Genomic DNA, 24,217 nt, shown 5'->3' on the forward strand with positions numbered 1-24,217 from the left:
AAATCCTCCTGTCTCGGGACAGCGGTAAACACGAATTATTACGATTTAGGGTGTATCTTGCGGATAGTATGGCATAGATCGCAATATCGGAGCGTCACAGATAGCAGTAATAGTGTCCGGAATAATCCGGAGATCCGTGAGTGCTGTTTTCGTATCGTTTTTCCCTTCGATCGTGGTTATCGACGGTTCGTCACCCGCATTACTAGTCGAAGTCATGGTACAGTTGACGGCCTTCATCGGTCAGTGCGAGCTGTAACCCAAAAACCGTTGTATACCTCTGTGAGAGTGCCAGTATTCCGTCACCGTCATTGTCGCTCGACGTGATTAGATAGTATTGTGGTTTCTACGCAAAACACTCATATGCGCTCGAACCGTATTGATGACGATGACCGAACCGACCGCTTCGGAGCCAACCGACGGCCAGTTACTGCGAAAACCCATAGCCTTGAATGACGCCGCCGAGTACGAGAGCCTACTCGAGGACCACGACCTCGTCCTCCTCGAGTTCGTCACGTCCGGTTGCGGCATCTGTGCGTCGATGGAGCCGGTGCTCGGGACTGTCGCACGTAGCGCGCCAGGCGCCGTGGCGACGGTGAACGCCGGCCTCGTTCCTGATCTTGCCGCCGAGTTCGGCGTTCAGAGTGTGCCGACGCTCGTCGTCTTGCGAAACGGCGAGGAAGTCGCTCGTTTCGATGATGGTTTTCAGCCCGCCGAATCGCTCGTGGACGCGCTCGAGGCGCACGCAGCCGAGTAACGCGCCCGTCCAGAGCCACATCCACTGACCTCGGTCCGCCGCTTGCTCACTCCGATCGCGCCGCCGGACGGCTGCATTCCTCATTCGTGATCGTGGTGTTCGTGCCCGTGGTGATGGTCGTGCTCGTGTGCGCCCGCGCCGCGTCGAGTGAACCGTCCGGAGAATGCCCGATCGACTACTTCCGACAGCGCGGGATGGATATGCACTGATTCGCGGATGTCCCAGACGGTTCCCGTCCCCGCTTTCATCGCGACGACGACCTCCTCGATCAGGTTCGACGCCTCGGGGCCAACGATGTGACAGCCCAGAATTTTGCCGGTCGGCTCGACGAGGACCTTGACGAACCCTTCCGTCTTCATCGCCTTGCCGCGGGCCGTGTCCTCGTATCGGTGAGTCGCGGTAGCGTACTCGTTGACGGCGTCGCGGAGGTCTTGTTCGCGTGCCCCGACGCCCGCAACCTCCGGCGAGCCGAAGACGGCGAACGGCATCGCGGTGTAGTCGACCGCCTCGAGTTCGTCACCGAATAGGTTCCGAACGACGGTTCGAGCCTCGTGGTTCGCGTTGTGTTTCAGCAGGTACTCGCCGACAATGTCGCCCAGCGACCAGATCCCGTCGGCCGTCGTGCGCAGATACGCGTCGGTCTCGATGAATCCGCGCTCGTCGGTCTCGACGCCGGTCGCCTCGAGGTTCAGGCGGTCGGAATTCGGTCGTCGGCCTGCCGCGACGAGTATCGTGTCGCCGGTCACGGCCACGTCGTTGCGTCCGTCCGCATCGTCCCATGCCGGCGGATACGCTCGAGCTTCGATAGTCACCTCGTCGTCTCCTTGCGAGGCCGCGACGGCCTCGTACCCCGTGTAGACGTCGAAGCGATCGGCGTAGCGCTCGGTGAATGCGGCCGCGACGTCCTCGTCGGCCGTTGGGAGGAGTTGCGGGCGACGGCCCACGATGGACACGTCGCTGCCGAACGTCCCGAAGAAGTGTGCGAGTTCGGCCGCGATGTAGCCGCCGCCGACGATGACGAGGTGATCGGGTGGCGTCTCCAACTGGAGCGCCTTTCGGCTGGTGATGTAGTCGACATCCTCGATCCCGTCGATCGGCGGAATCGCCGGTCGCGCCCCTGCTGCCACGAGGACCGTATCGGCTCGAGCTTGCTTCCCAGCGTCGTGTCCATCGACGATTTCGATCGTCCGGTCATCTATGAACCGGCCTTCGCCCTCGAGTAGCGTGTGCTGACTCGAAGTTCGCAACCCGTGGTGGATCGACTCGGCGCTGCTTGAGACGTCCTCGTTGACCTCGCGGACGATGTTGGCAAAGTTAACACCGGTCACGTCGGCGTGGATGCCAAACTCATCAGCATGTTCGACGGTCTCCATTACCTCGGCATGGTACAACAGTTTTTTCGACGGGATACAGCCACGGTTGAGGCACGTACCGCCGAGCGCTCCCTTCTCGACGACTGCGACGGACAGGCCGCGACTCGCAGCGGCGCTCGCGACGTCAAGTCCCGATCCCGAGCCGATTACGAGAAAGTCGAACTCCGTAGTATCTGTGTCCATACGCCGACTGACCACGACCAACCGGATTAAAGTCACACCGACGACCGGGATGGTAAATCGTTCGTCGCTAATATTGGGGATGCAGTCGCCACTGAACCGCAGTTCAGACGAGCAGGATGGGTAACATTGCCACGACGCCGGCTCCGAATCCGACGAGGAGTTCGCGGCGACCGCGGTTCGGCAGGTCCGCGCCAGTTTCCAGCGCTTCAGGGATGAACTCCGTCGCGACGAGGTAGACCATCGCGCCAGCGGCGAATCCGAAGCCGAAGGGCAGGAACGTCTCGGCCCATGAGACGAACACGAACGCGATCACCGCACCGATGGGCTGGGGGAGGCTCGAGAAGATCGCTGCGCCGACCATCCGCCAGTTAGAGAGCCCCATCGCCCGCATCGGGATGGCAATGGCGGTCCCCTCCGGAATATTGTGGATCGAAATGGCGATCGTCATAAACACTGCGAGCAGCGGGATCGAAACCCCGAGTATCGAGAGACCTCCTTCCAGTCCTAATTCGGCGAACGAGACGCCGACTGCGACGCCCTCAGGAAAGCTGTGGACCGTGAGGATGCCGAGAATGAGCACGAGTTTCTTCAGGTCTCCCTCGACGAATACTGTGGCCTCGAGCGGTGGGTCATCGGAACTGTGTCCGTGACCGGTGCCATTCACCCGTACTTCTGCAGGGTCGGACGCTTCTCCGTCGTACTCGTCTCCGTGGTGCTTGTCTCCGGAGTGGTGATTCGTCCTACTGAGATCAACACTACCGAGAACTCGATCGGAAACTTCGACCAGCATGACACCCGCAAGTACTCCACCGACCAGTAGCGTCGGAAATCCGCTCGAAGCGTACGCGAGCCCTTCGTCGGCGAGTCCGAATACGGATACTGTCACCATGATCCCTGATGCGACGCCCCATAGGCCGACGTTCCATCGATCGCTAAAGTCGTCAACGAAGAAGAACGGTACCGCCCCAAGTCCCGTTGCGAGGGCGGTTACAAAGCCCGCGACGAATACGATGGTGAGATTTTCCGCCACTGCCATACATCACGTATGATAGCGCCAGCAAAGTAACTTATCAAAATAAGAAATTTGTTTTGGGTAACTTAAAACATCGTGGGTGGCGGATCTCACGCTTGGTCGGACCAAATTCAGACGGCTTGACGTCGGCACCGGACCAAAATCGGTAGTAGACTTAGCGTCTTGACAAGAATCCGGTGCTGGATTTCCGCCGATCGAGAAATCAGAATACGACAGGGGCAATAAACGTCGTATTGAACTGAAAGTGTCGCCGTTCGATTCCGTTACTGGGCGGGGATTTCGGTGTCAGCTTCGGCGTGTTCGTACTTGTCCTCGAATTCCTGGATGAGTTGTCCCATTTTCGCGTACCAGTCGTTCAGCTTTCGCTGCATATCGTTCGCGATTTGGGTCGGGTCTGTGGGGTAGTAGACGTGGTAGTAGCCACCCTGCTCGTAGTTAATCTGCTCTTTCTGGATAAAACCGCTCTTGAGCAACCGCTGGATCGATCGATATGCGGTCGACCGCTCCCGGTCGACCTGTTCGGCAACTTCGTCGATCGTTAGCGCTTCTTCGCTTTCAACCATTACCCGGAAACAGTCCTTATCGAGTTGTTTGAGACCGTGGATGCACTCTAGCAGCCCTTCACACTCCATATCCTGCTGTAGTTGCTCTGCCATTGAGTTAGCCATTTTACTATCTCACGGTAGGAGCCGCACCGGTATAAGGGTTGTGTGGATATTGTGCAATCTCGATGAGCCGCGCAATCGCGGCTCAAGGAAGGACAACGACGTTGTACGGCAGCTGTACCGACCTCTCGGTACAACTGCAGGGCGATTCGCGGTTGAGACAGAAATGATAACAGTCGTTCGTCTCAGTCTGCGGATGCTGCGGCCGCGTTCGACTGCTTTCGAATCGTCGTGATCGTACTGTAGATTACGGCTCCGCTGACCATGAACGCCGAGAGCAGGATCAGGGCGAAGCCGACCGTGTTGAACAGTTCGACGGCGAAGTAGTCGCCGGCCTGCTGGAACGCCACGGCGATCGATCCACCCAGGAGCATCAGCCCGAAGTAGATCTTGATATCGTCTTCGTTGACGATGTTAGTCGCGGCTGATCCGATTCGGGCGCCCAGCGCGCTCCCCGCGAGTAGCGGTGCGACGATCGAGAGGTCGACGCCGCCGTTGAGTCCGTAGGTGAACGCGCCGAACCCGCCCGAGAAGACGATCTCGAACAGGTCGGTCCCGACCGCCACCGGAACGGGAACTCCGATAAGGTAGAACATCGCGGGCATCCGGATGAAGCCGCCGCCGACGCCGAGGAAGCCCGACAGCAGCCCCGTCGCGAACGCGACGCCCAAGACCATCCACAGCGAGACCTGAATGCCGCCCGCGATCGTCATCATCGGCGGCACGCGGTACGACTGGATCTTTTTCGCGATATCTGGGATCGCATCCGGGTCGATCTCTTCGTCTGCGCCCTTGTGGTGGCCGCCACCGGAGTCCTCGCTACCGTCGTTTTTGAGCGCGTTCCGGGTGACGAACAGTCCGATCGCGCCCAGTAGACCGACGTATGTGACGCCGATGACCCCGCTGGCGAGTCCGAGTTCCTCGAGCCGGTAGACGAAGAGACTCCCGACCTCGATCCCAGCGGTAGTCCCGGCGATCATCAGCCCGCCGAGTTTGTAATCGACCTGTCCCAGGTCGTGGTGTTTCAGCGTCGCGATGACGGCCGTCCCGAAGACGAACGCCATCCCGCTCCCGACGGCGACCCGGGCGGGATACCCCATCACGAGTAACGCGGGTGTGACGAGGAACGACCCACCCATGCCGAAGAAGCCGAACAGCACGCCGACCATGAAGCCGAAGCTCACGAACAGTACGAGCGTCGTCAGTGCGATTCCAAAGGGCTCCATCTATGCGTGTTTGATTCGTTCGACGACCGGCGTTGCGACTCGCTCGAGCGCGCCGTATCCCACGTAGAGGACGATCGCCTCGAGGAGAACGGCACCAACAAGCGCGGCGGCCTGTACTGCTGACGAAGACGCTGCGAGGTCGATCATCGGTATCGACCTCCGACGTTCGGTTGTGTGCGAATCATGGGTTTCTGCTCAGTATCGACTACCCGAGGGATGCGTATAACGCTTTTGGGACTGCTACACAATATTACTGCAATCTATCTCACCGCTATCCAACGAGAATATTTCGATAGGTTATGGAGATACAAGGGTCGAACAGATGTCACTCGACGCCGCTGTGGCGCGGCCGACAGGAGTGGCGCGCGATTCAATCAAAATACTATCTCATATGATGAGTTGTCGGTACGAACACCGAACTGGTCAGATAGCTCATCTACGGCGAACATATTGCAATGGCATTGCTTTAGCCGAACAATATTATGATGGCAACACCTATGAGAGGTATGAAAGCGATCTGTGCGACCGACCTCTCCGCCGCCAGCGAGGCGACGGTCGAGAGCGAAACCTGCCTCGAGTGTCTCGGACGAATCGGCGTCGAGGAGATCCACCTCGTGACTGTGATCCCGTCGAACGTCCACGCGGGCATGCCCGGACTGGACTTCGAGGAACGGCGCGAACAAGCGCTGTCGCGCTACCGCCGCGTCATCGAAGACGCCGGCTTTGATGTCGAGGCCCACGTTGTCCGCGGCACGCCCCATCGTCGAATTAATGGGGTCGCGGAGGCAGTCGGGGCGAGCCTGACGGTGGTCGGTTCGCGCGGGAAGAGCCCACTCAAGAACCGTATCATCGGCTCGACCGCGCGCAACCTCGCGCGGACGACGGTCGTGCCGCTGCTGGTCAATCGGATCGAACGCGAGGCCGACGAGCCAGCCGTCGTTCGTGAGCACCTGTTCCAGCGGATGCTGTACGCGACGGACTTCTCGGAGAACGCCGAGCGGGCCTTCGAGGCGTTCTCGTACCTCCGGCACGCCACGCAGGAGGCGACGCTGGTCCACGTCGAGACGCCGAAGGACCCGTCGCTTCCGGACGATGCCGATCCCGAGGCACGACTCACGGACCTGGCTGCACAACTCGAGGACTGGGGGATCGAGACGCGAACCGAAGTCCGGCGGGGTGATCCGGCAGACGAGATCCTCGCCGCGGAAGACAAGTACGAGCCGACGGCGATTCTCGTCGGCTCGCGTGGGCACAGCAGGCTCCGCCGATTGTTGCTCGGGAGCGTCTCCGAAGACGTCGTCGCGCGGGCGGACGGCAACGTCATGCTCGTTCCGCCGGATCGGGGGGCCTAATACCGGAGACGGTCCGGCTCAACCCGACCGAGCCGTGAAGATCATCGGCCGCGGACAAGGACGTCGGCGTGTTTTTCGGCGAACCAGTGGGCAGTCGTACTCTCGTCATGGTTACTCCGAGTTCCGACACGGCGTCCCTCGCGAAGTGACGCTGACGAACGTCGTAGTATCCCGCCTCGAGCGCGCTGCGGAAGATATCGAGCTGTCGATCCGTCAGCAGATCCTCCATGCGACTCGCGTCGACGGCGTGGACGTACTCGATGTGGTATTCGATACCGTGCTCGTCGAACGCGTCAGCGAGTGTCGACAACCGATCCGAGCTGGTCGTCAGCTCCCACGTCACCGCACCGTCCTCAACCGCGAACGGGTCCCCATCGGAACGCCAGCTTGCCGTATGGGATCGAGCAGCGACAGATTCGGCGTCTCGACCTGCAGGAGTACCGTCTCGCCGTGTTTCTAGAACAACTCGAGATCGCGGATGTCGCTTCAATCGTCGAGCACGGCAAGTATCGGGATCGGCTTCTTCTACCAAGACCAGCCGTGGTCGGCACTACTGCACGGCTCTGGGTTTACGGTCCTCCTCGTACTCTAGGACTACTATCTGCTCAAAATCGTTGAACAACGGTGGACACTGCGCACACACGTCATCGACATTCGTGATTTCCAGACTCGATTGATACAAGTATCCTATGCACCACTATCGTCTAGACCTGTGTTCATAGCTGCTACCGATTAGCGGCCCGCGTCAGTCCGAATGCTCGCCGGGTAACTGTAAATCGTCGACGGAGCTCGGTTGCAGTTGGCGAACGAGATTCAGGTGCATGAGATGGAGATGCATCCCGATACCGTACAATATCAGCCCGAGTCTGACGAAAATGAGCGGGAGGAGTATCGATTCGATCGCCCGTGCCGCGCTCTCGAGATTCGCCGGCAGGACGACTCCGACCGCTAAGAGGAATGCGCTCACGATCACGACGAACCCGGTTCGGACTGCCCGGGAGTATTCCCTACTTGTCGAATTCGATCCTCGATCGCGTCGGTAGCGGGAGCCGGTTTTTCGGAACTCATAGCCGTATGCGAGCGACTAACGGCTTCGGTCGATCGGTTTAACTTGCAGCTGGTCGATCAACTCTCACACCATTCGCCGTTTCTCTCGTGAGGGACAGCGTCGACCGCTAGTCCGCTGTGAACGGTTTCACCCCATCTCTTCACTAGCCGGGTGTACTTTCTATATCTCGTCCCGATTACGCTAAGACGAGTCTCCTCTCGAGTCGGATACGAAGGACGCATGAATCTACCTACATCGACGATCGGTCAATGATGAACGTCGTCCCGCTCGCGCTCGGTATCGCTCTTCTCGCTGCCACTGTCATCGATATCGTTTGGACGACGCTCTGGATCGAAGGGGGAGCCGGCCCGCTCACGTCCCGACTGATGGTGGGGACGTGGGACACGCTACGACGAGTAGGCGGCCGGAACGCCGGACTGCTCAGCCTGTCCGGTGTGTTGCTCTTCGTGCTGAGCCTCACGGTCTGGATCGTGTTACTCTGGATCGGTTGGACGCTCGTCTTCGCCAGCGCCGAGAACGCCCTCGTCGATACGCTCGATCGAGGGCCCGTCTCGTGGTCCGACCGGCTCTATTTCACCGGATACACGATATTCACGTTGGGTATCGGAGACTTCGCACCCAGAACGGGACGCTGGCAGTTCGTCACGATACTCGCAACCGGGAACGGACTGCTCTTCGTCACCCTGAGCGTCACCTACGCGCTCAACGTCCTCGAGGCGGTCACCCAGAAACGCGCATTCGCCAGCACCGTGAGCGCGTTCGGAACGCACGGTGAGGAGATCGTTCGAACGAGCTGGACTGGTGAGGAGTTTCAGGGGCTCGAGGTGCCGCTGGATTCCGTCACGACGCAACTCGCTACCCTCACCGAGAATCACAAGGCCTACCCGATCCTCCACTACTTTCATAGCGCCCGGCCGGATCGATCGCCGATCGTCGAAATCGTCGCCCTCGACGAAGCGTTGACGCTGATCCGCTTCGGCGTTCCGAGCGATCATCGGCCGAACAAGCTTACTGTCCGAAACGCGCGTACGAGTGTCGAACACTACCTCGAGACGCTTCACGAAGGATTCGTCGAACCTGCGGACAGCCAACCTCCCCCGCCGGATCTTCGCACTCTCCGCGAGGCGGGTATCCCGACCGTCTCGAACGGGGAGTTCGAGACCGCGCTCGACGAACTGGAGACGCGACGACGAATACTGTACGGGCTCGTCGAATCCGACGCTCGAGACTGGCCGTCGCGAGGGACCGATTGATTCGCCCGTCGCTGACAGATGATAGCTCCCAGTGATCGGTTCCTCCCCATTGTTCAATACTCGTGTGATCGAACGGTAGCGTATGGCAACAGACGATTCTCTGGTTCGGACGCTGTTAATCGTTATCGCCGCAATCCTTCTCCTGCCGTTTCTCATGATGGCGCTCGCGATGCCCATGATGGGCGTCTGGGGCGGCGGCCACATGTGGGACGGCGGGATGTGGGGCGGCACCGGCCCCGTGTGGATGTGGCTGCTCATGGCGATTATTCCGTTGTTGGTAGTTCTCGGCCTCGGATATCTCCTGTACAGCGCGATTCGGCAGTCTAGTAGCCGACGGACGGATCCCGCTATCGAGGAGTTGAGGGCCGCCTATGCCCGCGGTGACCTAACAGACGAGGAGTTCGAGGAGCGCCGCGAACGCTTGCGTCGAGAGCGATAGTGGCGGGTCACGGCGTGGATATCGTCGTCGGCGAGAACGAGTGAGATGTGTTCGCCGACGGGCTCATCACGAGAATACCCGTCGTCTCGACAATCACGTCGTTGACTGTTACGAAGCATCCTCCAGATCGAGCTGACACATCCCGTCGTCGATGGCATTGACGAGCGTCCGATATCGGCGCAAGGCAACGTCGTCGACGTCCCCCCAGAATAGTCCGTCAGCAGCGCCCGCTCGAGTACTCATTGTCACCTCGCCTGTCTTGAGGATGTTAAAATACTTGTTGCCCGTGGATCACGGCTACTCGCGCTCGAGGTATCTTCCTATTCCTGTGCCTTCCGGTTCGACTGGAACTACCGGTCAGTACAGGGTGTTCAGTGAACGGTTGCCAATTCCAGCTCATGCTTTACGCCGTAGGTTGCTGGAGCAATGAGTGATGGCGTTAACTCAAATCGACCACGTCGGCGAGAACGACCAGATGGCAGACTGCATCGACAACTGTTTCGAAGCCGCTCAAGCGTGTGAATGGTGTGCTGATGAATGTGCTGGTGAAGGCGAAGGGATGGCCAAGTGTCTTCGTCTCTGTCGGGATGTCGCCGACCTCACGACGATGCACGCACGCTTCATGGCGCGGAATTCGAACTACAGTCCGCAGCTTGCGGAAGCCTGTGCTGGTGCATGCGAAGAGTGTGCAGAGGAGTGCGAACAACATGACGAGGAACACTGTCAGGTCTGTGCTGACGTACTTCGAGAGTGTGCCGAGTCCTGTCGGGAGATGGTATCGGCGTAGAATCTGCGACCAATCCTGTCCGTCCACAACCCCTTCCATTTTCGCTACTAGCGTATTGTCGGCATCATCATACCCCTGTCCGATGCTAGAAATCATACGCCATGGCTCGTGAGACAGCGCCACCCTCCCGAGAGGAGATCGAAGAACGCATTCAACAGGTCGGTAGGTACTCCCGCGTAGTCCATATCGGATTGTTCATCATACTAACTGCGTTTCTGTTAGCCGTTATCGTCGTCCTTCCCGCCAATCTCGAAAGCCCATCACAGGCGGTCGAGTCGATACTTATGCCGCTCACGTTTGTCGGACTGGGTACCATCCTGTACGGAATCGGAATGCATCTTCACTTGATGCATTTGAACCTCGTCCGCCAGTTACAGCCTGAGCCGACGGATGATAAACGGTCAGCTCCTGACTCAAATGACTGATTTCGAACGAAACGCGGAATCGAGCGTATCCAGTTCGCGTCCAGTATGATCGTGTCGTTCAGTGAACCCCCGGCCTGGGAATTCACGAACGACCGGCCGGTTATCGCGTCGTCCGTCCCATCGCCTTCGCGAGCGACAGAAGAAAGCCCAGTCCGGCCTTGACGTCCGGATCGCGCAGCGCTTTCGCGACATCGATCGGACCGGCGGGTTCCGCCGGCTCGGAACCGGCCTCGCCGACCGCCTCGAGGAGGCCCTCGAGCGTCCAAGCGACGTCCTCGTCGGCCGCCGTATCTGCCACTTCGCCGAGGGTCGCCCCGGTCGCGGCGAGGTCGGTCACCATGTCGTCGTCCATCGCGTTCAAGGCCAGCGCGGCGAGATCAACCAGCGCAGCGAGGTCGTCGAGCGTGCCCGATCGCTGTAGCCGAGCGAGCGTCTCGAGTCCGTCCGCGAGGTCCTCGGCGTTCTCGCCGGTCGCCTCGCCCAGTCGAGCGACCTCCTCGGTCGCCAGCCCATCAGCTGCGGCGCCGAGGTTCGTCGTCGTTCCGGCCAGTTCCTCGATCATTCGGTCGTCCATCGCGGCGGTCGCGAGGTCCGCCGTATCGAGCAGGTCGTTGACGACGCCGATGCGCTCGAGAAATCGGGCGACCTCGTCGGGGTTTTCGTCGACGAGTTCCTCGAGCGCCGCTGTCTGCTCGATGGATTCCGCTGCGGAGTCGGATTCCGTTTCGGGCATCTTAGAGTAACCCCCGTGCGGTGAGCCAGTACGACTCGTTGTAACCGAGCTTCGCCCAGTGAAGCGGTTTCGACGGCTCGCGGACGTAGGGCTCCTCGCCGTAGGTGAACTCGATGAACGTGGCCTCGTCCATCCCAGCCTCAAGGAAGCAGACGGTCTTCCCGTCGTAGGTCGCCGTCGGCGTCTGCCCGCGGGCACGGCTGGCGATTCGATCCGCCACGACGCCAGCCTCGTAGTGGGCGACGCTGCCGGCCTTACTCGTCGGCACGTCCGCGACGTCGCCGATCGCGTAGACGTCCTCGGCCGCCGTCGCTTCGAGCGTGTGCCTGTCGACGTCAACCCAGCCGTCCTCGCCCAGCCCCGCGTCGATCACGAGGTCGCTGCCCCGGTGGGGCGGGATGGCCACGAGCAGGTCATACTCGAGTTCCGTCCCTTCGACCGTTTCGACGACTTCCGCGTCCGGGTCGACCTCGTCGACGTTGAAGAACGTCTCGAGAGTGATGTCGCGCTCCTCGAACAAGTCGGTTGCCCAGTCGGCGACCGACTCGAGGCCGTGGGCGCGGTTGATCGGGTACGTGTAGGTGATCTCGATGTCCTCGCGGCGGCCCCGCTCGCGGAGCCAGTCGTCGACCATTAGCGGAAACTCGACGGGCGCCGCCGGACACATGTGCGGGACGCCGACGACGCTCAGGACGAGGTGGCCCTCGGTGAAGTCGGCGAGTTCGTCCCGAAGCCGCTCGGCGCCGTCGGGGCCGTAGAAGTGGTGGGCGCCCTCGGCGAGTCCCGGTATGGCCTCGGGCTGGAGGTTCGCGCCGGTCGCCAGCACGAGCTGGTCGTAGCGCAGCGAGGACGTCCGGTCTGCCAGCGAGAGTCGGTTTCGGTCCGTATTGACGTCGGTAACTTCGTCGATCGTCAGGGTGACGCGGCAGTCGACCAACTCCTCGATCGGCCGCTTCGCGTCGTCGACCGTCTTCTCTCCGAACGGCACGTAAAGGAAGGTCGGCTTGTAGACGTGGTTCTCGTCGGCCGTGATCAGCCGGACCTCGACCTTGCCGTCCTCGATCTCCGTCTGTAATTCGCTCGCGAGTCGGTTCGCGAGGACCGTTCCGCCCGTCCCGCCGCCGACGATGGCGATTCGATGCATTTCAGTTGACCTCCAGGTAGATATTCCAATGATCGTCGCGCTCTTCGATTTCGAGCAGTTCGTGGCCGGCTTCCTCGAGCCACTCCGGAACGTCGGTCGTGGAGTTTCGTTCGGTGGTCTGAAGTTCGACCACGGTACCGGCGTCGAGGGTCTTCACCTTCCCGATGAGGTCCATCAGCGGGCCGGGACACGATGCGTCCTTCGAGTCGATCGTTACGTCAGGGGTAAGTTCGTCAGTCATTGGTCTCCGATTGTAGGTTTCGGCGTCGTCGCTCGAACTCGTCTTCCGAAAGTTCGCCGCGGGCGTAGCGTTCGCGGAGTTCCTCGAGCGCACGATCAGGTCGGTCAGCGCGGTCGTCCCGGTGCCGACTGCCGGCCCAGGTGATCAGTAGGGCCAGCAGGCCGAGCAGGACGATCGGCCAGAGGAACATCCAGCCGCCGAACGCTCCCCAGCCGCCCATCGATCCGCCGGCACCGCCGCCGTGGGGCTGCGCGGACGCTGTCGCGGTCGCGGCGACGAGGAGGACGGCGGTGAAGGCCGTCGCTCGGCCCGCATACCGTCCGATCGTTTCGTGTGGGTCGGTCATCGTTCGATCACACCCGGAGAATAGTATTGTATAGTAATGGCACTATCGAGAACCCCTTCTGTTCAGGAATTGGCGATAGAGTTATAGGCGATAATCGCTCTCGGGAAATTTACCGCACTCCAAACCGACCGTAATGGATCCCAACCAAACGCTGGACTAAGGTACTTCTGCCCTAAAGATAGCTGCGTTGAGTGGAATAGTATCTCCTTCCTTCCGGGGTATCCGATACGACCGCTACGAACAGCGATCGGTCAGTCGCGTCGCTCACAGTGGGAGAATTTTCGGCTGTTTCCCGACCCAATATTGCCCATGGTGCACAAAATAATTATGGTCATGGAGACCGTACCGTCGATCGATGAGCGAGTCCATCGACGATGAACGACAACGGATCCGCGAGCAGAAGAAACGAGAGTTGCAGGAACGCCTCGAGAACGGCGGGAACCTCAACGCCGACAGGGAGAGCACCGCGCCCGACGAGCCGATCGAGATCACCGGTCAGGATCACCTTGACGAGGTCGTCGCGAAGCACGATGTCGTCCTCGTGGACTGCTATGCCGACTGGTGTGGCCCCTGCCAGATGATGGAGCCGACCATCGAGGACCTCGCAGCGGAGGCCGACGCCGCGGTCGCGAAGGTCGACGTCGACGCTCACCAGCGGATCGCCCAGCAACTGGGCGCCCGCGGGGTCCCGACGCTGGTTCTCTACGCCGACGGCCAGCCGGTCGAGCGCATGGTCGGCGCCCAAGACCGCGGGACGCTCGGGAACCTGATCAAGCAACACACGTAACGCCTTGAGTTCCGTCCCTACGCCAGGTGCGGTGCCCGGCCGCACCCGGTCACCCCGCGACGGATCGACGGCACGACCGCGCCGTTGCCACACCGTAACCGCTTTCAATTCAACTATGTCCACTGACTGGAGACGCGCGATCGAAACGCAACGCGAGGAGAAAGATCGATACTTCGGCGGCGATCCGCACTCGCCGATTCCGCCGGACGAGCGCGAATCGTTCGACGGCCTCGAGTACTACCAGATCGACGAGGAGTACCGGTTCGAACTACCGCTGCACGAGTATGACGATCCCGAACGGGTCACCGTCGGGACGAGTACCGACGGCGAGCGGGAGTACCTGCGCTGGGGCGAGTTCCGGTTCACCGTCAACGACGAAGACATTACATTGCAGGCCTACAAGGCGGATCCGGACGACGAGCGCCTTTGGGTTCCGTTTCGGGACGCGACCAGCGGCGACGAGACCTACGGCGCCGGCCGATACCTCGATCTCGAGGACGACGCCCACCGAACAGACGACGGAAACTGGATTCTCGACTTTAACGAGGCGTACAATCCGACGTGCGCGTACTCGGATCAGTACGAGTGCCCGCTCCCGCCGGCGGAAAACTGGCTCGAGGTGGCGATTGAGGCTGGCGAAAAGGCGTATCACTGAGTTCCGTTCGACCAGCGCGGAACAACAGGTTCGTCCCTCGAGTTAGATCGTCTCCGCTGGATCGTGTTCGTCTGCCATTCGCGCTGCTTCGTGGGCGTACCGGTCGCGGACATCTGGGTTCTCGACGGTCGCGAGATCATCGGGAGAGACGTCCTTCGCGGCAGTGACCGTGTCCAGATCGACCGCCTGCGCTGCGAGTTCCTTTCGGAAGGTTCGAGTTCCGTCGGGGGTCGCGTAGGTGAGGATAATGAGGTCGCGATTGTCGTAATCGCGCTCGACGAGCCACACGCGAACGTCGTCCGATTCCGATGGCATGGGGACCCAAACGGGAAGCGTAGGGGTAGTCGTTGGGGTTGAGAGTTTAGTGGTTCGAGGGCTTCATCAGTATCTACGGCTTCGGATCGGGAATGTCACCACCGACGCTCGTCTACGACGACGATTGCGGGGTCTGTACTCGTGCGGCGCGATTCGTAGACCGCCGCGCGGCGATCAATATCGTCGGCTTTTCGGAACTCTCCGACGATCTGCGAACTCGCTTGCCGCCCGACTACGAGGAGTGTGCACACTTCGTTACTGACGAGACGACCTACTCCTGTGGGGCAGCGATGGAACGCGCCTATGAACGGACTGGCCTTCTGCCATCGCAGCTTTTTCCGCTAGTTCGTCGCGTTCCGGGATACGTACCCGTCCGTGAGTTCGTCTACCGTGTTGTCGCGTCGAACCGGCCGTCGATCGGCCGATTGCTGCCGTAGCTTCTCGAAAGTACGTAGGTAACCCACTATTCTGACCGAGATTCGATCGAAAACGGACGACGACTCGAAGAAGAGCCGAACGCGTCCTGCAGATTCAGAGCTCCAGAAGAAGCATCGATCCGTAGCCGAGCCCGAACGCGAGAACGAACGAGCCGATCCAGGCTGCCACGGTGTAGCCCAACTTTCGGGGGCTAACGCCGGCACTGCCGGCGACTGCAGCGCCGCTGCCGACAATGGCGCTGACGATGATCTCGTTGAACGAGACCGGCACCCCCAGCAGGACCGCGGTCTGTGCGATGAGAAAGGACGGAACAAGCGTCGAGATCGATCGACGCGGCCCCAGCGACGCGTATTCCTGTGAGATTGACTTGATCATCCGCGGTGCGCTCGTCCACGAGCCGACAAGGATCCCGATACCGCCACCGAACAACACCACGAACGGCGACACCGTCGGCAGGTCCTCGAGTAGCGGGAACAGCGGGCCGACGGCCAGCCCGACCTGACTCGCGCCAGCCGAGAACGCCACGAGTGCGCCTAGTGAGATCACGAATCGACGCAGACCACCAATCTGATCGCGACCGACGTCCCAGCGAACGACAGCCGCAGCGACGGCGCCACTACTGATCGAGATCGCGACTGTGGCGGCGGCGCCGTCGATGGGAACCAGCGTAGCCCCGGCGGCGGCGAGCGTTCCCCCGACTGACGAGCAAAACGAGAACTCGAGATTTGCGACCACGACGCCGACGACCCCAGCGAGGATCGGGACGCTGACGTCCTCGGGGACGTCGGGCCGAGGAAGAATGCTGGCAAGTCCGTAAGCGATGCCTCCGCCCACGAACGGCGTGAGTACCCAGACCGCGCCGGTTTCAGCGTACTTCCCCCAGGCGGGATCGCCGCCGAGCGCGAAGCCGACGCCGATGACCGACCCGGTTACGGTGAACGCGGTCGCGATCGGGTACCCGGTATAGATCCCGATCGCCATCAGGCCAGCGCCGAGCAGCAACACGACGATAACCCCAGCAGTCGGGAGCGTGACGCCCTCGACGAGGCCCTGACCGACGGCTTCCGAGACGCTTGCACCCTGCGTCACTGCGCCGGCGAAGCCGAGGAGACCGACGAGAAACGCCGCCTTCATCGTCGAAATCGCGTTCGCCCCGACGGCCGGTGCAAATGGCGTTGCGCCGCTCGAGCCGGCGCCGATAACCCACGCCATAAACAGGCTCGCAACGGCGGCGGTGGCGAACAGCAGTATTGTTGTCAGTTCCATCGATGTACGGAAAGCTGCAGGTTCTGTTTCGAAATTTGAGCGGCGTTAGTCGGCACCTGCCGGGGCCGATTCAGCCGCGCTTCGCTTGCTGCGCCAGACGCCCTGTAGATACGCGCCGGCGAACATGCCGACGAGCGCCCACAGGATGGTGACGTTCCCAATCCCGAGGCTGGCGTAAGCCGCACCGGGACAGATTCCCGACAGCCCCCAGCCGACGCCGAAGATCGCGCCGCCGATCAGGACGTTCCGGTCGAACGGCTTCAGTCGGCGTTCGTATTGATCACCTGTCAGCGGCGCGCCGTCTCGGACTCTAGGCATCACAGCGAAGGCGATCCCGGAGACGATCGCGGCGCCGAACATGACGAACGGCAGGCCGAAGTCGTCGAACTGGAGGAAGTCCAGTACGACCTCCGGCCGGGCCATGTGGCTGTAGGCCAGTCCGAAACCGAAGATCAGGCCGCCGACGAGAATCAGCGGCATGAACAGTGGATGACGATTCCGGCTCATGTTATGGACTCACCCCCAGTGCAGCGACGAGTTGGGCTGTCACGATCGCAACTGTCAGGAACGTGATTACGCCGACGATCGACGTTCTCGAGGCCGAGCCGACGCCGCAGACCCCATGGCCCGACGTACAGCCCTTGCCGACGCGCGTCCCGATCCCGACGAGGACGCCACCGATCAGGAGCCGCCAGGGCTGGACATCGGTCGTCCACGTACCGCCCTGCCAGACGACGGCGTAGACCGCCGCTCCCAAGATGATCCCGAGCGTGAAGACGACGCGCCAGTCTCGAGAGGCGCGGTACTGCTTGAACCGCGACTGATCTGAGACGTACGACAGCGTCGACTCGAGGAACGTACTCGCGCCCGCGGCGATTCCCGTCCCGAGGTAGATGACGACCGCGCCGAGGCCGACGAGCAGGCCCCCGATCGCGTACCGGGAGATGCCGTTGGGAAACGGCTCGGCGGGCACTACCTGACCCGGGGCGACGAGTTCGGCGAGCATTGCGATCTCGAGCACGGTGATTAGTCACCCGCCAGCGATTCCTGGCTAGCCGCGCAGTTGTTCGGGCCGAGCTCGAGTTCGAATGCCTCCTCGTCGTCGGCCTCCTGCTGGCCGAGGTTCGTCGGGATGATGTCCTCGTAGTTAGCTGGACGAGGCGGCATATCCGAGAGGATCAGCTCGACGAACTCGTCTTCGTCCATCGTCAGGGCATCCATCTCTTCCGTGAGCTGGCTAATCGGTGCCGTGTAGGTGCCGTCGTCGGCGGGCTCAGCGGAGTCGCTGAAGTGCGCGCCGCCGATCAGCGTATCGTCGGGCAGAGTCAGCACGCGCTCCTGGAGCGACTCGTAGAGCTGTTTAGCAGCGTCTTCGGCACCCTCGTCACCCTCCTCCAAGTCGGGGCGAGCGACGCTCTCGACGAACAGGCCGTCACCGGTTGCCAGCAGCGAGTCGTCGATCAGGTACGACGTCATCCCGGAAGTGTGACCAGGCGTGTAGACCGTCTCGACCGTCGCGTTGCCGACCTCAAACTCGTCGCCGTCTGCGGCCAGGGTTAGTTTGTCGGAGTAGGTGACGCCACGGTCGACCGACGCTTCGGGGATGACGCCTTCTACCCCTTCTTCGTCGAGTTCGCGGACGCCCGAGATGTGGTCGGCGTGAATGTGCGTGTCGATCGCGTACTTCAGGTCGGCGTCGAGTTCGTCGACGTCCTCGAGGTATCGATCAGTGAACGCGCGCAGCGGATCGATCACGGCCGCCTTGCCGCCGTCGACGACGAGGTAGCCGAGACAGCCGCTCGAGGGACGCTGGTACTGATAGAGCGTCCCGGCACCGGCGTAGCGCTCGACCTCGACGCGCTCGTAAATACGCGCCCAGCCGTTCATCCCCTCCTCTAAGTGGTCGATATCGTAGCCGCGCTCTTTCAGCGTCGCGGCGACGTACTCGCTCGAGCCACCCTTCGCACAGAGGGCCGTTATATCGCGGTCATCGGGAATCTGTGCAAGAACGTCGTCGTCGATCTCGTCCTCGAGGAACTCGAAGTATGGGATATTGATCGTCTCAACGTTCTTACCGTCGATATGCCACTCTTCGAAGTCCGACTCCATACGGGTGTCGAGGAGCGTGACGTCCTCGCCTGCGTCGATGCTGGCCTTTAACTCGGTGGGAGTAACCGATTCGACTTCGACGTCCGGCATTGGGAGATCCATGTCGTCCATGTTGTACAGTACTCAGTATCGGCTGCTGGCACTTAAGGGTTTGTATAGTATTCCCCATAAACCACAATACAACTCTCTTGGTATAGAACAGGATATTATCTAGTATGCGCGCATATACGCGTTACTAGCAGAATAAGGGTGCTAATCGAGTAAACCGGAATGTTGTATATTGCGCAATAACCGATGCTCTTTTATGGGTAGGTCCGATATTGTATGATAGCTCCAATACGGGGCACAAGAAAACCATGAGTTCGGATTACCAGACCACCGAAACGCTGGACGTGAAAGGACAGTCATGCCCGATGCCCATCGTGAAGACCAAGCAGGCGATTGACGAGCTCGAGGACGGTGACGTGCTCGAAGTCGTTGCGACGGACTCGGGTAGCATGAGCGATATCCGCGGGTGGGCCGAGGGTACCGATGGTGTCGAACTCCTCGACCAAGTTGAGGAGGACGATCTGTACACCCACTACGTGAAGAAGACCGAATAATGAGTACGGACAACCAATCAGCCTCCGTCGACGACGTCGATGTCGAAATCGATGCCGCCGAGTTACAGGCACTACACGAGCGCGTCGAAGAACTCGAGGAGTCCGTCGCTAATCTTGACGAGGGCGACGATCAGAAGAAGATGACCATCGTCGCCACGCAGGGCAGCTTCGACATGGCGTACCCGCCGCTGATCCTCGCGAGCACGGCGGCCGCCTTCGGCTGGGACGTCGTCGTCTTCCACACGTTCTGGGGGCTCGACATCCTTCACGAGGAGAAGTCCAAGGACCTCAAGCTGAGCGCCGTCGGCAACCCGAACATGCCGGTGCCGAATGCCGTCGCTGCGCTGCCGGGCATGGATACGATGGCCACGAAGATGATGCAGAAGAAGATCGACGAGAATGGGACCGCCACCATCGAGGAGTTGATCGATCTCTCGCTCGAAAGTGGCGTCGACCTGCAGGCGTGCCAGATGACGATCGAGCTGATGGATTACGACGAGGACGACTTCTACGACGGCGTTACGACCGGCGTCGGCGCAGCTACCGCGCTGCAACACATGGCCGAGTCCGACATCCAGCTCCTCGTCTGATCGATGAACGACACTCGGTCCGCGTTTACGAAGCCAAGCCTGCGCGTCCTTGAAGAGATTGCAGACGCGGAAGACGTCTCTCCAGCTGCCCTCGAACCGCCGCTTAACGAGGTCATAGATCCCACTGCGCTGGATCGGTTGTTTGAACCGACTGCTACTGACGACTCGGCTCGAGGTGGACGTGTTTCGTTCAAGTATCGGGGATATGGTGTAACGGTCACCTCGAATGGTACCGTTGAATTGGAGTAAGGAGGTTTCAGACCTCAATCCAAGAGTTCTCATCTATTATCGGCAACTAATCGAAATGAACGCAAAGATAGAACCCCTCTCCTACAGAAATTGAATTGAGGTAGTCTATCTGGATATTTCGGTATTACTATTAATTGTCCAATGATTACGTGGCCTGATCTATCGGGTAACCAGTACGACCCCGATAACTGCGAACGCTATCCCGGCAAGTCTCGTTATCGTCACTTCGTCTCCGAGGACGACCATACCGATGATGGCTGCGATAACGAAGTACATCGCACCGAGCGTAGAGACGATTGTTGTTGATCCTCCGGAGAGGCCGACGTACATCGAAATCAGGCCGATTCCGGTGAACAATCCAGCCGTGCCAGCGAGCAGTCCTCCTCTCACAGTAATGGCTAGCGATGCGTCTGAAACGATGATGAATCCGAGTGCAAGAGGTCCCGCAACAAGATAGGAGATCGCGGCGGCTGTCCTCGGGTCGATGGACTCCGACGCAGCGTTACCTAAAACGACCCAGATCCCCCACGTTACCATTGTAATCGACCCAAAGAAAACAGCCGAATCTATCTCGGGGAGCCCCATCAGTGTGTAATCTACATTGCCACTGAAAAACGCCTCTCCCTTCATTAAATGTGGTCCTTAAATACCCCACTATTGATTGCAGATATCAGTGAGTTCACCACCATCTCGAATTACTCCAAGCCGCTTATCCTCACCATGAATATCAAGCAGTAGGGATTCGTGAAGTTCACAAATTGGGGTGCAAGAGACAGTTGATCGGTTTCAGCTGCCTGACTACGACCACCTAATCGTTGCCGAGGACGCCTTGAATATGCTCGACGGGTGGCTCGAGGATCCGAACGCTATCGCTACGGAGTACTGACTCGGTGGGTGAAAACGGAGTGTGGCCGCTGTTAGCTGAACAGTGCTGCGCCAAGGGCGGTGACCCCGACTGCGATGTACGTCGTTGCGTCTTGGACAGCATGGACCACTGCATTCCCTGTTTCAGAATTATGTCGATCCATCTCGATCGTGTACTGAGTATCGAATTCACAGTCCAAGTATAACTGCACTAACTGGGCAACTGCGTTTCAATCCTCTTAATCATAACGAGGCTGAGCAAGAACAGCTTGCTCACTCCATAGCTGGCGATATGTCCTCTAACCACTACCGGGTGGGACGACTCGGATTCGATTGGACTCGGTCACGGATACATGGTAGTCCTCAATATCGAAGTGGACTTCGATGGGGCCAGCAGTATCGTGTGCTACAATCGAATCCAGTGCTTTGGGGTCGATGTGATCGTGCAAGCGGAACCCGACCTCATCAGGGAAGTCCATCGGGTTGATATTTTCAAGCGCACAGATAACATGGATGACACCGATACTCGGTGGGGTTTTGCTATCGAACGTGTGATCAATGATGTCGTCGTTCTCGGATTCGATGTGAGTGTAGCTCATCACGGACGGTACCTCGATAAGTGAGTTGAGGCTATTGGGTGCAAGTGCAAGCGCAGTCAGGTCTGGGGTCCGAGAAGCAGAGCGAGTAGTCCGTGCGGATTCGCCGGTATTACCATTCTAACTCGTGTTCGGCATCAATAAGGTCGAGCCATTTCTCCAGTCGGTCGTTCGTGTGGTATTGATATTCCTCGGCTGCATCGTCGTACGTGACGAGCCCTAGGCCACTGAGTTTTGGCGCGTGGACGTGATGGAGCGTGACTTCGATATGGTTGGGGTTGGGTGCTTTTCCCATCCGTTCCTGTTCTTGGTTGATGAGATGGTTGAGCACAGCTTCTGCGTTAGCACGCTGGTCTGGCTGATTGCGCAACCAGCGGAACAACGTGCGTCGATGATGATGGCTGAGAGCATCCAGAATCGCGTCAAGTGAAAGCGAGTCCCCGTTTGCGCCCGCCGCTCCGTTATTGGACATAGTTAACATACAACTCACCAGTCTAAAAGCGTAGGGCCTTGACCCGAAGGGCGGCAAAGACGATTAAACCTCAACAGGATTTCTGCTTTCGGAGGGGCTCTATCAACCATCCACCTTTCCTGGACGACGAGCATGGACACCGGGCGTATCAACAGGCCGGAGAAGCATTGTATCGTATATGTATCTAATGTGGTGGTTTGTAGAAATCCAGCCTCCGAACTTCTAGGGTGATAGAAGCCGACTATTTCATATAGCTACATGAACTTTATCGAACCCCGGCCCCTATCTGCCAGTCTGTTACTTATCTCGGTTGTCTGTATAGGACAACTCAGTTAGCAGTAGTATTATATGAGTGTCAGTTGTAGCAGAGCGTACGAAAATGCGAGTCTTAGAATCACCCCTGCCCGAGGCGAACCGGCTTCTCGAGCAGGTGAGCGGGCGATGAGCCAGCATGAACAGATCAACTGGTCCCGGATGTCCCTCGAGGAACTGCAACACTTCTGGAACACTGAGATCGAACCGGACCTCGCGCGGGACGGCCTCGACCTCGAGACCCGGCCGACCTACGAGGAGATCACCGAAGCGGGTTACTCCGGGATCGCCTACGCGCTTCGCGAACACCACGACCTCACGCTCGCACAGTTTCTCGCGACTGTCGGCTACCCGGACCCGGAGCGTGACGATGACTACCCCTGGGGTATCGACAATGAGACCACGATTCGCGAACTCGAGTGGTATCTCGAAAAGAATCTCCGCCGGGAAGGACTCGCCGACACAACGATCGACTCAAAACGCTCCCGACTCGCTCGCTTTGTCCGCACGTACGCCGACCTGCACGGACGCGCCGATATCGTTACGCGGATCCGCGAGGACAGCGCCGATGTCCAGGCACGGATCGAGCGCCAACGTGTGCGGGACGTCTTCGACGAGTGGGATGCAACGAACCCAGATCCCGACCTCGAGAGTGATGAATCGCGGTACAAACACTTGCTCGAGGTCCAGAAGTTCTACGAGCGGCTAGTGATGGATCGCGACGCGGAGTACAACCCGGCCGCCGGAGCGCCCCACGAGACCAACTGGAAGGGATCGACGCCCGGCGCCGACGATCGCGACCCGCCGGCCCTCGAGGCCGATGACGTCCAGGCGCTCGTTGACGCATGCGACTCGATTGCCGATCGCCTGCTCGTGGTCGCGACGTGTGCGTGGGGCCTGCGCCGTGGGGAGGTCGCGCGGCTCTCACGCGACCAGTTCGCACCAACTGACGACGACGGTTTCGATTTCGAGGCAGAGGACCCACACATCGTCTTCGACGAGGGACGCAAGAACGGCCCCGGTCGCGTGTCGATCCTTTACGGCCTCGAAACACTGGCAGATCGCTGGACACAGCTCTCCAATCGCGACGACTGGACCGGTTACCTGTTTCCGAGTTCTGCCGCTAAAAGCGGCCACCGAAGCCCGGATACGATCACTAAGCGGTTCAAAGAGTTAGCGGGGGATGCTGGTCTCGAGATCCGCGAGGAGACGCCGACGCCACAGTACGGACGTCGGTTCTGGTACCGAACCTACGGTGACGCCGTGAAACGACTCTCGAGCCAAATCGAGGCGGTTGCTGCCGAACAGGGCAGTTCGGATCCGAACGTCGTCGTCGAAAACTATCTCGGCGAGGAGGAAGCACGGAAACGCCGACGGGAATTCATGCGTGAGGAACTGGCCGCAGCGTTCGAAAGTGAGGTACGGGAATGATCTCAGTGACCTCGACGTAAGTCTCGTTGAACTCCTCGAGGAGGTCCGCCCGACTTACCAATACGCGAACGAGGAATCATAACTCTGAGACGGCATCTGGAGACGCACTGGGCAGTCACTTCCGAGTTCGTTTAAGTGGTCTCTCCAGACAAAGGGAAAGGCCATGGCAGCGAGGGAGGGAACTATCGACGAAATACGGCGTGCGAATTCGAATGGTTAACCGATCGGCTGCCGGCGACCGGGACGATGCGGACTGAATCACGTTCGTTCAGACGACGTCGACTGCGAACCCACCTTCGAGGACCTCAATGAACGAGTATTCCGAAGGTTTGGCTGAGACCTTGTCGGTGACCGGGGGCACTCAAGCAAAACTCGGTACAAACCTATTATCGCTATATCTTTGCGTAGTGTGTGGAGTGATGATGTTGCTGAGATAGAGTAGAAAGGCTCTATTTTGAGTGCTTAACCAACAATTGGATACCGTTACCCTAAGTGTTGGTTAAGCTCT

General features: G+C 59.8%; 32 protein-coding genes and 1 pseudogene. 14 read left to right on the forward strand and 19 right to left on the reverse strand.

Annotated elements, in window-relative coordinates; translation table 11 throughout:
• Window positions 1-385 precede the first annotated feature (385 nt).
• On the forward strand, window positions 386-754 hold the full coding sequence (locus HALXA_RS21435) for a thioredoxin family protein (RefSeq protein ID WP_013881956.1): 369 nt from the start codon (window positions 386-388) through the stop codon (window positions 752-754).
• Between the two features lie 80 nt (window positions 755-834).
• On the opposite strand, the gene HALXA_RS20275 is transcribed toward HALXA_RS21435, so the two are convergent.
• The 5 genes from HALXA_RS20275 to HALXA_RS22310 all read right to left on the reverse strand — a co-directional run bounded on the left by HALXA_RS20275 (window position 835) and on the right by HALXA_RS22310 (window position 5,381).
• Window positions 835-2,310 (reverse strand): dihydrolipoyl dehydrogenase, encoded by a 1,476-nt coding sequence (locus tag HALXA_RS20275; protein ID WP_013881957.1) that lies wholly within the window; start codon window positions 2,308-2,310, stop codon window positions 835-837.
• A gap of 103 nt (window positions 2,311-2,413) precedes the next feature.
• The gene (locus HALXA_RS20280) at window positions 2,414-3,346 is read right to left on the reverse strand and encodes a ZIP family metal transporter (RefSeq protein WP_013881958.1); all 933 of its coding nucleotides are present in this window, start codon (window positions 3,344-3,346) and stop codon (window positions 2,414-2,416) included.
• 260 nt (window positions 3,347-3,606) lie between these two features.
• Window positions 3,607-4,011: a helix-turn-helix domain-containing protein gene (locus tag HALXA_RS20285; RefSeq protein ID WP_013881959.1), complete on the reverse strand. Its 405-nt coding sequence runs from the start codon at window positions 4,009-4,011 to the stop codon at window positions 3,607-3,609.
• Between the two features lie 182 nt (window positions 4,012-4,193).
• On the reverse strand, window positions 4,194-5,234 hold the full coding sequence (locus HALXA_RS20290) for a sulfite exporter TauE/SafE family protein (protein ID WP_013881960.1): 1,041 nt from the start codon (window positions 5,232-5,234) through the stop codon (window positions 4,194-4,196).
• A complete protein-coding gene (locus HALXA_RS22310; protein ID WP_013881961.1) occupies window positions 5,235-5,381 on the reverse strand; it encodes a DUF7512 family protein in 147 nt (48 codons plus the stop codon). It lies immediately after the preceding gene.
• A 359-nt stretch (window positions 5,382-5,740) separates the two neighbouring features.
• Between HALXA_RS22310 and HALXA_RS20295 the strand changes: the two genes are divergently transcribed.
• On the forward strand, window positions 5,741-6,586 hold the full coding sequence (locus tag HALXA_RS20295; protein WP_013881962.1) for a universal stress protein: 846 nt from the start codon (window positions 5,741-5,743) through the stop codon (window positions 6,584-6,586).
• On the opposite strand, the gene HALXA_RS22610 is transcribed toward HALXA_RS20295, so the two are convergent.
• Window positions 6,555-6,815: a helix-turn-helix domain-containing protein gene (locus tag HALXA_RS22610; RefSeq protein ID WP_245550156.1), complete on the reverse strand. Its 261-nt coding sequence runs from the start codon at window positions 6,813-6,815 to the stop codon at window positions 6,555-6,557. The genes HALXA_RS20295 and HALXA_RS22610 overlap by 32 nt on opposite strands.
• Window positions 6,816-7,906: 1,091 nt before the next feature.
• On the opposite strand from HALXA_RS22610, the gene HALXA_RS20310 reads away from it, so the two are divergent.
• Together HALXA_RS20310 and HALXA_RS20315 are read left to right on the forward strand one after the other, a co-directional pair.
• A complete protein-coding gene (locus HALXA_RS20310; RefSeq protein ID WP_049895719.1) occupies window positions 7,907-8,908 on the forward strand; it encodes a potassium channel family protein in 1,002 nt (333 codons plus the stop codon).
• A gap of 82 nt (window positions 8,909-8,990) precedes the next feature.
• On the forward strand, window positions 8,991-9,347 hold the full coding sequence (locus tag HALXA_RS20315; RefSeq protein ID WP_013881965.1) for an SHOCT domain-containing protein: 357 nt from the start codon (window positions 8,991-8,993) through the stop codon (window positions 9,345-9,347).
• A gap of 108 nt (window positions 9,348-9,455) precedes the next feature.
• Here the strand turns inward: HALXA_RS20315 and HALXA_RS22905 are convergent, their stop codons facing one another.
• Window positions 9,456-9,590 carry a hypothetical protein gene (locus HALXA_RS22905; RefSeq protein WP_394324802.1) on the reverse strand — a complete coding sequence of 45 codons (135 nt, stop codon included), beginning with the start codon at window positions 9,588-9,590 and terminating at the stop codon, window positions 9,456-9,458.
• Between the two features lie 190 nt (window positions 9,591-9,780).
• Between HALXA_RS22905 and HALXA_RS22615 the strand changes: the two genes are divergently transcribed.
• The gene (locus HALXA_RS22615) at window positions 9,781-10,134 is read left to right on the forward strand and encodes a four-helix bundle copper-binding protein (protein ID WP_013881966.1); all 354 of its coding nucleotides are present in this window, start codon (window positions 9,781-9,783) and stop codon (window positions 10,132-10,134) included.
• A 101-nt stretch (window positions 10,135-10,235) separates the two neighbouring features.
• A complete protein-coding gene (locus HALXA_RS22810; RefSeq protein ID WP_013881967.1) occupies window positions 10,236-10,559 on the forward strand; it encodes a hypothetical protein in 324 nt (107 codons plus the stop codon).
• A gap of 100 nt (window positions 10,560-10,659) precedes the next feature.
• Here HALXA_RS22810 and HALXA_RS20335 read toward each other — a convergent pair whose 3' ends face one another.
• From HALXA_RS20335 to HALXA_RS21450, 4 genes are read right to left on the reverse strand one after another with little or no spacing between them, the layout of a single operon-like run.
• On the reverse strand, window positions 10,660-11,292 hold the full coding sequence (locus HALXA_RS20335) for a DUF1641 domain-containing protein (RefSeq protein WP_013881968.1): 633 nt from the start codon (window positions 11,290-11,292) through the stop codon (window positions 10,660-10,662).
• 1 nt (window position 11,293) lies between these two features.
• Window positions 11,294-12,436, reverse strand: coding sequence for an NAD(P)/FAD-dependent oxidoreductase (locus HALXA_RS20340; protein WP_013881969.1), 1,143 nt, complete (start codon window positions 12,434-12,436; stop codon window positions 11,294-11,296).
• A gap of 1 nt (window position 12,437) precedes the next feature.
• Entirely contained in the window at window positions 12,438-12,677 is a 240-nt protein-coding gene (locus tag HALXA_RS20345; protein WP_013881970.1) for a sulfurtransferase TusA family protein, read from the reverse strand.
• Window positions 12,670-13,023, reverse strand: a complete 354-nt coding sequence (locus tag HALXA_RS21450; RefSeq protein ID WP_013881971.1) for an SHOCT domain-containing protein — start codon at window positions 13,021-13,023, stop codon at window positions 12,670-12,672. The genes HALXA_RS20345 and HALXA_RS21450 overlap by 8 nt, the downstream gene beginning before the upstream one ends.
• Before the next feature lie 355 nt (window positions 13,024-13,378).
• Here HALXA_RS21450 and trxA point away from each other — a divergent pair, with 355 nt between their 5' ends.
• Window positions 13,379-13,810 carry a thioredoxin gene (trxA, locus tag HALXA_RS20355; protein WP_013881972.1) on the forward strand — a complete coding sequence of 144 codons (432 nt, stop codon included), beginning with the start codon at window positions 13,379-13,381 and terminating at the stop codon, window positions 13,808-13,810.
• 115 nt (window positions 13,811-13,925) lie between these two features.
• Window positions 13,926-14,465 carry a DUF1684 domain-containing protein gene (locus HALXA_RS20360; protein ID WP_013881973.1) on the forward strand — a complete coding sequence of 180 codons (540 nt, stop codon included), beginning with the start codon at window positions 13,926-13,928 and terminating at the stop codon, window positions 14,463-14,465.
• 42 nt (window positions 14,466-14,507) lie between these two features.
• Here the strand turns inward: HALXA_RS20360 and HALXA_RS20365 are convergent, their stop codons facing one another.
• Entirely contained in the window at window positions 14,508-14,780 is a 273-nt protein-coding gene (locus HALXA_RS20365; protein WP_013881974.1) for a hypothetical protein, read from the reverse strand.
• A gap of 92 nt (window positions 14,781-14,872) precedes the next feature.
• On the opposite strand from HALXA_RS20365, the gene HALXA_RS20370 reads away from it, so the two are divergent.
• Window positions 14,873-15,217 carry a thiol-disulfide oxidoreductase DCC family protein gene (locus HALXA_RS20370; RefSeq protein ID WP_013881975.1) on the forward strand — a complete coding sequence of 115 codons (345 nt, stop codon included), beginning with the start codon at window positions 14,873-14,875 and terminating at the stop codon, window positions 15,215-15,217.
• Window positions 15,218-15,311: 94 nt separating this feature from the next.
• Here HALXA_RS20370 and HALXA_RS20375 read toward each other — a convergent pair whose 3' ends face one another.
• The 4 genes from HALXA_RS20375 to HALXA_RS20390 are packed head-to-tail and all read right to left on the reverse strand — an operon-like array spanning window position 15,312 to window position 18,704.
• Window positions 15,312-16,484, reverse strand: a complete 1,173-nt coding sequence (locus tag HALXA_RS20375) for an inorganic phosphate transporter (protein ID WP_013881976.1) — start codon at window positions 16,482-16,484, stop codon at window positions 15,312-15,314.
• A 45-nt stretch (window positions 16,485-16,529) separates the two neighbouring features.
• Window positions 16,530-16,991, reverse strand: a complete 462-nt coding sequence (locus tag HALXA_RS20380) for a YeeE/YedE family protein (protein ID WP_049895699.1) — start codon at window positions 16,989-16,991, stop codon at window positions 16,530-16,532.
• A 1-nt stretch (window position 16,992) separates the two neighbouring features.
• A complete protein-coding gene (locus HALXA_RS20385; protein WP_013881978.1) occupies window positions 16,993-17,490 on the reverse strand; it encodes a YeeE/YedE family protein in 498 nt (165 codons plus the stop codon).
• A 20-nt stretch (window positions 17,491-17,510) separates the two neighbouring features.
• The gene (locus HALXA_RS20390; RefSeq protein WP_013881979.1) at window positions 17,511-18,704 is read right to left on the reverse strand and encodes an MBL fold metallo-hydrolase; all 1,194 of its coding nucleotides are present in this window, start codon (window positions 18,702-18,704) and stop codon (window positions 17,511-17,513) included.
• Between the two features lie 245 nt (window positions 18,705-18,949).
• On the opposite strand from HALXA_RS20390, the gene HALXA_RS20395 reads away from it, so the two are divergent.
• From HALXA_RS20395 to HALXA_RS21455, 3 genes are read left to right on the forward strand one after another with little or no spacing between them, the layout of a single operon-like run.
• Window positions 18,950-19,195, forward strand: a complete 246-nt coding sequence (locus HALXA_RS20395) for a sulfurtransferase TusA family protein (protein ID WP_013881980.1) — start codon at window positions 18,950-18,952, stop codon at window positions 19,193-19,195.
• Entirely contained in the window at window positions 19,195-19,785 is a 591-nt protein-coding gene (locus HALXA_RS20400) for a DsrE/DsrF/DrsH-like family protein (protein ID WP_013881981.1), read from the forward strand. Before HALXA_RS20395 ends, HALXA_RS20400 begins: the two co-directional genes overlap by 1 nt.
• Before the next feature lie 3 nt (window positions 19,786-19,788).
• Window positions 19,789-20,034, forward strand: a complete 246-nt coding sequence (locus tag HALXA_RS21455) for a HalOD1 output domain-containing protein (protein ID WP_013881982.1) — start codon at window positions 19,789-19,791, stop codon at window positions 20,032-20,034.
• 159 nt (window positions 20,035-20,193) lie between these two features.
• Here HALXA_RS21455 and HALXA_RS20405 read toward each other — a convergent pair whose 3' ends face one another.
• The 3 genes from HALXA_RS20405 to HALXA_RS21465 all read right to left on the reverse strand — a co-directional run bounded on the left by HALXA_RS20405 (window position 20,194) and on the right by HALXA_RS21465 (window position 21,966).
• On the reverse strand, window positions 20,194-20,619 hold the full coding sequence (locus tag HALXA_RS20405; RefSeq protein WP_013881983.1) for an EamA family transporter: 426 nt from the start codon (window positions 20,617-20,619) through the stop codon (window positions 20,194-20,196).
• Window positions 20,620-21,197: 578 nt separating this feature from the next.
• The gene (locus HALXA_RS21460; protein WP_013881985.1) at window positions 21,198-21,497 is read right to left on the reverse strand and encodes a HalOD1 output domain-containing protein; all 300 of its coding nucleotides are present in this window, start codon (window positions 21,495-21,497) and stop codon (window positions 21,198-21,200) included.
• 109 nt (window positions 21,498-21,606) lie between these two features.
• A complete protein-coding gene (locus tag HALXA_RS21465; RefSeq protein ID WP_013881986.1) occupies window positions 21,607-21,966 on the reverse strand; it encodes a DUF7344 domain-containing protein in 360 nt (119 codons plus the stop codon).
• Window positions 21,967-22,407: 441 nt separating this feature from the next.
• On the opposite strand from HALXA_RS21465, the gene HALXA_RS20420 reads away from it, so the two are divergent.
• Together HALXA_RS20420 and HALXA_RS22620 are read left to right on the forward strand one after the other, a co-directional pair.
• Window positions 22,408-23,709, forward strand: coding sequence for a tyrosine-type recombinase/integrase (locus tag HALXA_RS20420; RefSeq protein ID WP_013881987.1), 1,302 nt, complete (start codon window positions 22,408-22,410; stop codon window positions 23,707-23,709).
• 135 nt (window positions 23,710-23,844) lie between these two features.
• Window positions 23,845-24,114: pseudogene (locus HALXA_RS22620) on the forward strand (site-specific integrase); the annotation flags it as partial.
• Window positions 24,115-24,217 lie beyond the last annotated feature (103 nt).

This window comes from Halopiger xanaduensis SH-6 (assembly GCF_000217715.1).
Taxonomy (GTDB): Archaea; Halobacteriota; Halobacteria; order Halobacteriales; family Natrialbaceae; genus Halopiger; species Halopiger xanaduensis.

Excerpts from the sequence above, each read along its gene's own strand:
- HALXA_RS20370 (WP_013881975.1), top strand. The coding sequence starts at position 14,873 with ATGTCACCACCGACGCTCGTCTACGACGACGATTGCGGGGTCTGTACT.
- HALXA_RS21450 (WP_013881971.1), bottom strand. The coding sequence starts at position 13,023 with ATGACCGACCCACACGAAACGATCGGACGGTATGCGGGCCGAGCGACG.
- HALXA_RS20280 (WP_013881958.1), bottom strand. The coding sequence starts at position 3,346 with ATGGCAGTGGCGGAAAATCTCACCATCGTATTCGTCGCGGGCTTTGTA.
- HALXA_RS20360 (WP_013881973.1), top strand. The coding sequence starts at position 13,926 with ATGTCCACTGACTGGAGACGCGCGATCGAAACGCAACGCGAGGAGAAA.
- HALXA_RS22905 (WP_394324802.1), bottom strand. The coding sequence starts at position 9,590 with ATGAGTACTCGAGCGGGCGCTGCTGACGGACTATTCTGGGGGGACGTC.
- HALXA_RS21435 (WP_013881956.1), top strand. The coding sequence starts at position 386 with ATGACCGAACCGACCGCTTCGGAGCCAACCGACGGCCAGTTACTGCGA.
- HALXA_RS20375 (WP_013881976.1), bottom strand. The coding sequence starts at position 16,484 with ATGGAACTGACAACAATACTGCTGTTCGCCACCGCCGCCGTTGCGAGC.
- HALXA_RS20285 (WP_013881959.1), bottom strand. The coding sequence starts at position 4,011 with ATGGCTAACTCAATGGCAGAGCAACTACAGCAGGATATGGAGTGTGAA.
- HALXA_RS22615 (WP_013881966.1), top strand. The coding sequence starts at position 9,781 with ATGGCGTTAACTCAAATCGACCACGTCGGCGAGAACGACCAGATGGCA.
- HALXA_RS21455 (WP_013881982.1), top strand. The coding sequence starts at position 19,789 with ATGAACGACACTCGGTCCGCGTTTACGAAGCCAAGCCTGCGCGTCCTT.
- HALXA_RS20405 (WP_013881983.1), bottom strand. The coding sequence starts at position 20,619 with ATGGGGCTCCCCGAGATAGATTCGGCTGTTTTCTTTGGGTCGATTACA.
- HALXA_RS20345 (WP_013881970.1), bottom strand. The coding sequence starts at position 12,677 with ATGACTGACGAACTTACCCCTGACGTAACGATCGACTCGAAGGACGCA.
- HALXA_RS20315 (WP_013881965.1), top strand. The coding sequence starts at position 8,991 with ATGGCAACAGACGATTCTCTGGTTCGGACGCTGTTAATCGTTATCGCC.
- HALXA_RS20385 (WP_013881978.1), bottom strand. The coding sequence starts at position 17,490 with ATGCTCGCCGAACTCGTCGCCCCGGGTCAGGTAGTGCCCGCCGAGCCG.
- HALXA_RS21465 (WP_013881986.1), bottom strand. The coding sequence starts at position 21,966 with ATGTCCAATAACGGAGCGGCGGGCGCAAACGGGGACTCGCTTTCACTT.
- HALXA_RS22810 (WP_013881967.1), top strand. The coding sequence starts at position 10,236 with ATGGCTCGTGAGACAGCGCCACCCTCCCGAGAGGAGATCGAAGAACGC.
- HALXA_RS20275 (WP_013881957.1), bottom strand. The coding sequence starts at position 2,310 with ATGGACACAGATACTACGGAGTTCGACTTTCTCGTAATCGGCTCGGGA.
- HALXA_RS20390 (WP_013881979.1), bottom strand. The coding sequence starts at position 18,704 with ATGGACGACATGGATCTCCCAATGCCGGACGTCGAAGTCGAATCGGTT.
- HALXA_RS20290 (WP_013881960.1), bottom strand. The coding sequence starts at position 5,234 with ATGGAGCCCTTTGGAATCGCACTGACGACGCTCGTACTGTTCGTGAGC.
- HALXA_RS20420 (WP_013881987.1), top strand. The coding sequence starts at position 22,408 with ATGAGCCAGCATGAACAGATCAACTGGTCCCGGATGTCCCTCGAGGAA.
- HALXA_RS20335 (WP_013881968.1), bottom strand. The coding sequence starts at position 11,292 with ATGCCCGAAACGGAATCCGACTCCGCAGCGGAATCCATCGAGCAGACA.
- trxA (WP_013881972.1), top strand. The coding sequence starts at position 13,379 with ATGAGCGAGTCCATCGACGATGAACGACAACGGATCCGCGAGCAGAAG.
- HALXA_RS20295 (WP_013881962.1), top strand. The coding sequence starts at position 5,741 with ATGAAAGCGATCTGTGCGACCGACCTCTCCGCCGCCAGCGAGGCGACG.
- HALXA_RS20365 (WP_013881974.1), bottom strand. The coding sequence starts at position 14,780 with ATGCCATCGGAATCGGACGACGTTCGCGTGTGGCTCGTCGAGCGCGAT.
- HALXA_RS21460 (WP_013881985.1), bottom strand. The coding sequence starts at position 21,497 with ATGAGCTACACTCACATCGAATCCGAGAACGACGACATCATTGATCAC.
- HALXA_RS20380 (WP_049895699.1), bottom strand. The coding sequence starts at position 16,991 with ATGAGCCGGAATCGTCATCCACTGTTCATGCCGCTGATTCTCGTCGGC.
- HALXA_RS22610 (WP_245550156.1), bottom strand. The coding sequence starts at position 6,815 with ATGGAGGATCTGCTGACGGATCGACAGCTCGATATCTTCCGCAGCGCG.
- HALXA_RS22310 (WP_013881961.1), bottom strand. The coding sequence starts at position 5,381 with ATGATCGACCTCGCAGCGTCTTCGTCAGCAGTACAGGCCGCCGCGCTT.
- HALXA_RS20310 (WP_049895719.1), top strand. The coding sequence starts at position 7,907 with ATGAACGTCGTCCCGCTCGCGCTCGGTATCGCTCTTCTCGCTGCCACT.
- HALXA_RS20400 (WP_013881981.1), top strand. The coding sequence starts at position 19,195 with ATGAGTACGGACAACCAATCAGCCTCCGTCGACGACGTCGATGTCGAA.
- HALXA_RS20340 (WP_013881969.1), bottom strand. The coding sequence starts at position 12,436 with ATGCATCGAATCGCCATCGTCGGCGGCGGGACGGGCGGAACGGTCCTC.
- HALXA_RS20395 (WP_013881980.1), top strand. The coding sequence starts at position 18,950 with ATGAGTTCGGATTACCAGACCACCGAAACGCTGGACGTGAAAGGACAG.